We start from the raw sequence: 6,470 nt of genomic DNA, 5'->3' as shown, positions 1-6,470 counted from the left end.
ACACATGGCAAGGCACACTGCACGCCGGTCAGGATTTGCGCACCATCGTCAAAATCACAAAGGATAACAAAGGCGATTACAAAGGAACTTTCTATAGCATTGATCAGGGTGCTCAAGGGTTCAATCTCGATTCCGTGGTGCTCAACGGTCAGGACGTGAAATTCAGCCTCAAGCTTTTCAATCTGACCTATACAGGCAAGCTGAGCGCAGACGGAAAGACGATCGATGGCGCCTCTAGCCAGGGAGGTAGCTCCCTTCCCCTCGTGCTCACGCGCGCCACGCCGGAAACCGCATGGGAAATCCCCAAGCCGCAACCTCCGCCCAAGCCCATGGCCGCCGATGCCGATCCAAACTTTGAAGTCGCCACCATCAAGCCCAATAACACCGGCGCAACAAGCATGCAGGGTCTGGTCATACGCGGCCGGAAATTCATCACGCGTGCTTCATCTCTGGGCGACTTAATCTCATTTGCCTATGAGGTACAAGCGAAGCAGATCGTAAACGCGCCCGACTGGCTCGATAGAGACCGCTACGACATTGAGGCCGTGCCAGAGCAGGAAGGCGTTCCAAATCCTGAACAGATCAGGGTCATGATTCGCAAGCTGCTGGCCGACCGCTTCGCTCTCAAGTTCCATCACGATCAGCGCGAAATGTCGGCATACGTTCTAACCGTGGGCAAGGATGGTCAGAAGCTCAAACCCACCCAGATCCACGGCAACTTGCCGGGTATCGGAATTAGACCAAGCACAGGTGGAATCACGCTGAACATGGTCAATGCCACAATCTCTGATTTCACCGGCTTCCTGCAGATCCTCGTTCTCGACCGGCCGGTGGTCGACAAGACGGGAATCCAGGGGCGCTTCGACTATCAGTGCACATTTACGCCCGACGATTCGCAGTTTGGCGGACACCCGCCGCCGATGCCCAACCAGGGCAACAACAACGGCTCGACCGACACGGCCACCGCTGCGGCCCCCAGCCTCTATGACGCAGTGCAGCAAGAGCTTGGTCTGAAGCTTTCGGCGGAGAAGACAGCCGTCGATGTCATTGCCATCGATCACGTGGACAAGCCCACAGCGAATTAAGTGAGCGGCGCACAGATCGCTCCCACTTGACCAATACAAACACTCGTGGTATTTGTTACTACACGTGTAGGAGATCAAGTGCCACAACCGAAATTGTCGAAGCTCGAATTCAAAATTATGGAGACGCTCTGGGCAGGAAACGAGTGCTCCATACGCGACATTCAGGAGTCTTTCCCGGAAAAGAAACGACCTGCGTACACAACCATCCAGACGACTGTCTACCGGATGGAGGCAAAAGGTATAGTGCACAGGTTGAAAAAGGTCGGAAACTTTCATGTATTTAGGCCGGCAATCTCCCGAGATGCCGCGCAGCGGCGTCTCATGGACGACCTTCTGGCTCTGTTCGGCGGACATGCACAACCTGTAATGACGCATCTGGTTGAATCGGGCAAGCTATCTCTGGAGGATGTCAAAGAGGCAGAGCGGCTGTTGCGGAGTCTCAACAAGGAGCGGGAATCATGACCACACTTGGATTCTTTACCCCTGCATGGTGCCCAGTCTGGACGGCTGCTTTGATCAACCATCTGTGGCAGTCGACCGCCGTGGTTCTGATCGCCTGGCTGCTCACGCTGCTTTTACGAGCCAATCCGGCTCGCGTGCGTTACGCGATCTGGATGATTGCTTCGATCAAGTTTCTGGTTCCGTTTGCATTCTTAAGCGGCCTCGGCGCGCATTGGGCCACGCGGAATCCGTCACCCCAAGCTGGTCCTTCGGTCTATGTCATCGTCGAGGAGTTTGGCCAGCCATTCCACGAGGCGCGGACTCCCGACCCAGTTGCTGCTGTGGCTAATTTGCCGGGGCACTCGATTCAGCTCACGTCCATCCTGTTTGCCGCAGTGTGGCTCTCCGGATTTCTCGTCATGCTGATTATGTGGATTGCGCGGTGGCGCCGGGCCGCGGGAATGACGCGAAACGCTACGCCCGTCACAGGTGGCCGCGAATGCGACGCACTTCGCCTCGTCGAGAGAAACGTTGGGATGAGCAAGCCGATCCTTCTGGCTCACACGCCAAGTGAAACCGAGCCGGGAGTCTTTGGAGTGATCAAGCCAGTACTTCTCTGGCCGGTCGGCCTCTCTAAACGGCTCAACGATGCTCAGATCGAAGCGATCATGTGTCATGAGGTTGAGCACGTGCGCCGCCGCGATAACCTGAGCGCAGCATTCCATGCGCTGATAGAGGCGATCTTCTGGTTCCACCCCCTGGTGCGATGGATGAGCACGAAGCTGAACGAGGAGCGCGAGCGAGCCTGCGATGAAAGCGTAATTGAGCGAAATGCCCGACCGGAAACATATGCCGAGAGCATTCTTAAGGTGTGTGCGTTCTGCGTTGAACCAGCCACGCCATGCATCTCCGGAGTTTCAGGCGGCAACCTGAAAGTGCGCATATTGCATATCATGGCGAGACGCCCCGGAACCGCACTGAGTTTCGGGCGAAAGGCGTTGCTCGTCTCTGCGGCTCTATTAGTTTTGGCAGCGCCCGTTGGAATCGGGATGCTGCATGGACAAAGCACTTCGAGCGCGGCGGCGGAGTCCGAGCAAAGTTCTGCTAGTCCCGCGGACCTGCCCAAATACGACGTGTCCAGTATCAAGCCATACAAGGCCGACGACGGGCGAGTCAGGATGATGATCACGCCAGATGGAGTGTCCTTTCACGGCGCGCCAATGCGATTGCTGCTGCCGCAGGCATTTGGCGTTGAGGAGGACCGCATTCTGGGCGAACCTGCCTGGGTCAAGTCAAACCGTTATGACATTGAAGCCAAGGTTGAGCCGGAAAATGCATCTAAGCTCAAAGATCTTAAAGTCGACCAGCGCAACGCGATGATGCTGCAACTTCTCGTAGACCGCTTCCACTTGAAGTATCACCGCGAAAAGCGGGAACTGCCAATGTACGCCCTGGTGGTAGCCAAAGATGGATTAAAGATGAAGCCTACCAAAACAGATCAGGATCCACCAGAGACAGGAGCGCCGCAGCAAGGGGATACGCCAAGGTCAGGCAATGCCGGGCCGCCACGGATGCGCAAAGGCATGATGATGATGAACCCGGGCCACCTCGAATCCACCGGTACATCGATCGACATTTTGGCGCATATTCTTTCGCGCCAGTTGGGCCGCACGGTAGTCGATAAGACAGGACTAACCGGCGAATACGATTTCACTCTGGATTACACGCCGGATAACATGCCGATGCCTCCGCCTGGCGCGTCGGAAGGTGGGCCAAAGCCACAAATGCAAGTCGATCAGACCGGGCCATCACTCTTTACCGCCGTAGAAGAGCAGCTTGGGTTGAAGCTTCAGGCCACAAAAGGCATGGTGGATGTAATCGTGATCGATCACATCGATCTGCCGACGGAGAATTAAGGTCGAGTTGGGAGCATGCTCTTGAGGCAATGGCTCACGAAAACCACGCTGTGGTGCGTACTATTGCTCGGATGCGCTTGCGAGGCCGCAGGCGCATCCGAGTACTACGGCCAGATCACCTTCGGCGGTCTCCCCGTTCCCGGCGCAACCATCACTGCAACCCAGGATGGAAAAACACTCAGCGTCACCTCCGACGAAGGCGGAGTCTTTCACTTCGACGATCTTGCCGACGGTCAGTGGAAAATCGAAGTCACGATGCCATGCTTCGAGACTGTCGCCGCCGACGTGACGATCGCGCCAAAACTGCCCGCCGCAAAATATGAACTAAAACTTTTGCCCACCGATCAATTGCAGGCGCTCGCCAAGGCCCCTCCTCCTCAGCCCGCGACTCCGAAGCCCGCCCTGCAAGCCGCGAATCAGAAGAAGCCGGAAAACGGTGCCGCTCAACAGACACCTGCGGAGATGCCCAAACCTCCCGACGACACAAACCAGCAAAGCTCAGACGGCTTCCTTGTCAACGGCAGCGTCAACAATGCCGCGACTTCGCAGTTCTCGCTGAACCAGGCGTTTGGCAATCGACGATTCAACACCAGGAGTCTCTACAACGGAGGCTTCGGTCTTATCCTCGATAATTCGGCGCTCGATGCGCGGCAATACTCGCTCAGCGGATTTTCAACACCGAAGCCTGTCTACGATCGCATCACCGCCGGATTCACGATTGGCGGTCCAATTAGAATTCCCCGTCTTCTGCCGCGCGGTCCAAACTTCTTTGTCGGTTACCAGTGGACCCGCAACCACACTGCGCAAACCGATTCCGCGCTCGTTCCCACGCTCGACAAACGTCTGGGCATCGTGGATGGCGCCACTTTTCCAGTGAGTCCCCAGGCGGCGGCACTTTTGCAGCTTTATCCTCTGCCCAACATCTCAGGCAATCCGTCATACAACTTCCAGATTCCCGTACTCAACAGCAGCCACGAAGACAGCCTGCAAACGCGACTCGATAAGACGCTGGGTCGAAGAGATAGCATTTGGGGCAACTTCAACTTCCAGAGCACGCGCGCCGATGGTGTCAACCTCTTCAGCTTTGTCGACACCACCGACACGCTCGGCCTCAACACCAACACGAATTGGTCGCACCGGCTTAACCAACATCTCTTCCTCAACCTCGGGTACCATTTCAGCCGCCTGCGCATGCTTGTACGGCCTGAATTTGAAAACAAGCAAAACATTTCAGCAGCAGCTGGCATCACGGGCAATGATCAGGCCCCCGCGAATTGGGGTCCGCCCGCACTTAGCTTCTCCAGCGGAATCGCCGCTCTTTCTGATGCGCAAAGCGCATTCAATCGCAATCGAACCGACGGCTACTCGGCGTCCATCAATTTCTTCCGCGGCCACCACAACATCACCGTCGGCGGCGATCTGCGCAAGCAGGAATTCAACGACTACTTCCAGCAGGATCCACGCGGCAGTTTCACGTTCACGGGTGCGTCAACTGGATCCGATTTTGGCGACTTTCTTACTGGCGTTCCGGATGCCAGCTCGATCGCGTTTGGCAACGCCGACAAATATTTCCGCCAGACCGTCTACGACGCATACGCTACCGATGACTGGCGCGTGATGCCAATCCTCACGATCAACGCCGGCATGCGCTGGGAGTACGGGGCGCCGATGACGGAGTTGAAAGACCGCCTCGTGAATCTCGACGTGGCCCCGGGCTTTGCGCAGGCCGCGCCGGTAGTCGCCTCAAATCCAGTCGGAACCGTGACTGGCGCAAAATATCCGAATTCGCTGTTGCGACCCGACCGGCTCGGCATTGAACCGCGTGTCGGTATTTCGTGGCGGCCTATCCCCGCTTCCACCATCGTCATTCGCGCCGGTTACGGCATCTATGACGACACGTCGGTCTATCTCTCGCCCATGCTGCAGCTCGCACAACAAGCGCCGCTCTCGAAAAGCGTGAAAGAGCAGAATTCCCCGGCTTGCCCGCTCACTCTTGCCAACGGTTTCACACAGTGTGCCACCACCACATCCAATACCTTCGCCATCGACCCCAACTTCCGCGTAGGCTACGCACAAACCTGGCAGGTCTCGATACAGCGCGACATGCCATGGGCTCTGCAAATGACGGCAACCTACCTCGGCGTAAAAGGCACGCACGGAGTGCAGGAATTCCTGCCCAATAGCTATCCACTGGGGGCAGCAAATCCTTGCCCGGATTGCCCGTTAGGATTCGTCTACGAAACCTCCGGTGGAAATTCCACGCGGCAATCGGGACAGATCCAACTGCGTCGCAGGCTTCGCGCCGGGTTTGCAGCATCGCTGCTCTATACCTATTCAAAATCGATTGACGACGACGCCATGCTCGGCGGGCAGGGGCATCAGTCCAGTGCTTCGCAGACTGACTTCTCATCCGGCTCAGCTGCGTCATCCTCTGCACGCGCCCAGATCGCGCAGGACTGGCTCGACCTGAAAGCCGAGCGAGCCTTGTCCTCTTTCGATCAGCGTCATCTCCTCAGCCTGCAGGCGCAATACACTACCGGTCAAGGTCTCGAAGGCGGAACATTGTTTGGTGGCTGGCGCGGCCGGGCTCTGAAGGAGTGGACCTTACTAACGCAATTGAATGTCGGTACGGGCATGCCTGAAACGCCCGTGATTCCCGTGGCAGTTCCTGGTACCGGCTGGATCGGTCCGCTGCGGCCGAGTCTTACCGGCGCCCCGATTTATGGCGGGCAGAACGGAGCGCACATCAACCCAGCAGCCTTCGCTGCGCCTGCCGCCGGCGCCTGGGGCTCGGCGGGCAGAAATTCCATCACCGGACCGGGCCAGTTCAGCCTCGACGGCGCCATGCAGCGCACATTTCGCCCCAGCAAGCACTTTTACCTTGATGCCCGCATCGATGCAACAAACCTGATGAATCATGCTGTTTTCGGCAGCTGGATAACCACGCTTGAAAGCGCACAGTTTGGCCTGCCGCAAGCGGTCAATCCGATGCGCAGCCTGCAAGCCACCATGCGAGTGAGGTTCTGAC

4 protein-coding genes are annotated in these 6,470 nt (G+C 57.3%); all 4 read left to right on the top strand.

The genetic code is table 11. From position 1 onward, the window contains the following. Positions 1-1,085, top strand: a 1,085-nt coding sequence (locus WCA10_RS13235; RefSeq protein WP_472823000.1) for a TIGR03435 family protein, incomplete at its 5' end; no start/stop codon positions are given. Positions 1,086-1,163: 78 nt separating this feature from the next. After that, positions 1,164-1,547, top strand: a complete 384-nt coding sequence (locus WCA10_RS13230) for a BlaI/MecI/CopY family transcriptional regulator (protein ID WP_472822999.1) — start codon at positions 1,164-1,166, stop codon at positions 1,545-1,547. Then, a complete protein-coding gene (locus tag WCA10_RS13225) occupies positions 1,544-3,442 on the top strand; it encodes a M56 and DUF3738 domain-containing protein (RefSeq protein ID WP_472822998.1) in 1,899 nt (632 codons plus the stop codon). Before WCA10_RS13230 ends, WCA10_RS13225 begins: the two co-directional genes overlap by 4 nt. 21 nt (positions 3,443-3,463) lie before the next feature. Beyond that, on the top strand, positions 3,464-6,469 hold the full coding sequence (locus WCA10_RS13220; RefSeq protein ID WP_472822997.1) for an outer membrane beta-barrel protein: 3,006 nt from the start codon (positions 3,464-3,466) through the stop codon (positions 6,467-6,469). The last annotated feature ends 1 nt before the right edge of the window (position 6,470 follow it).

The organism is Occallatibacter sp. (assembly GCF_049582745.1).
In the GTDB taxonomy this organism is placed as follows: domain Bacteria; phylum Acidobacteriota; class Terriglobia; order Terriglobales; family Acidobacteriaceae; genus Telmatobacter.
This window is presented reverse-complemented; position numbering and strand designations above follow the sequence as displayed.

Coding starts and splice junctions, on each gene's coding strand:
- WCA10_RS13225 (WP_472822998.1), top strand. CDS start 1,544: ATGACCACACTTGGATTCTTTACCCCTGCATGGTGCCCAGTCTGGACG.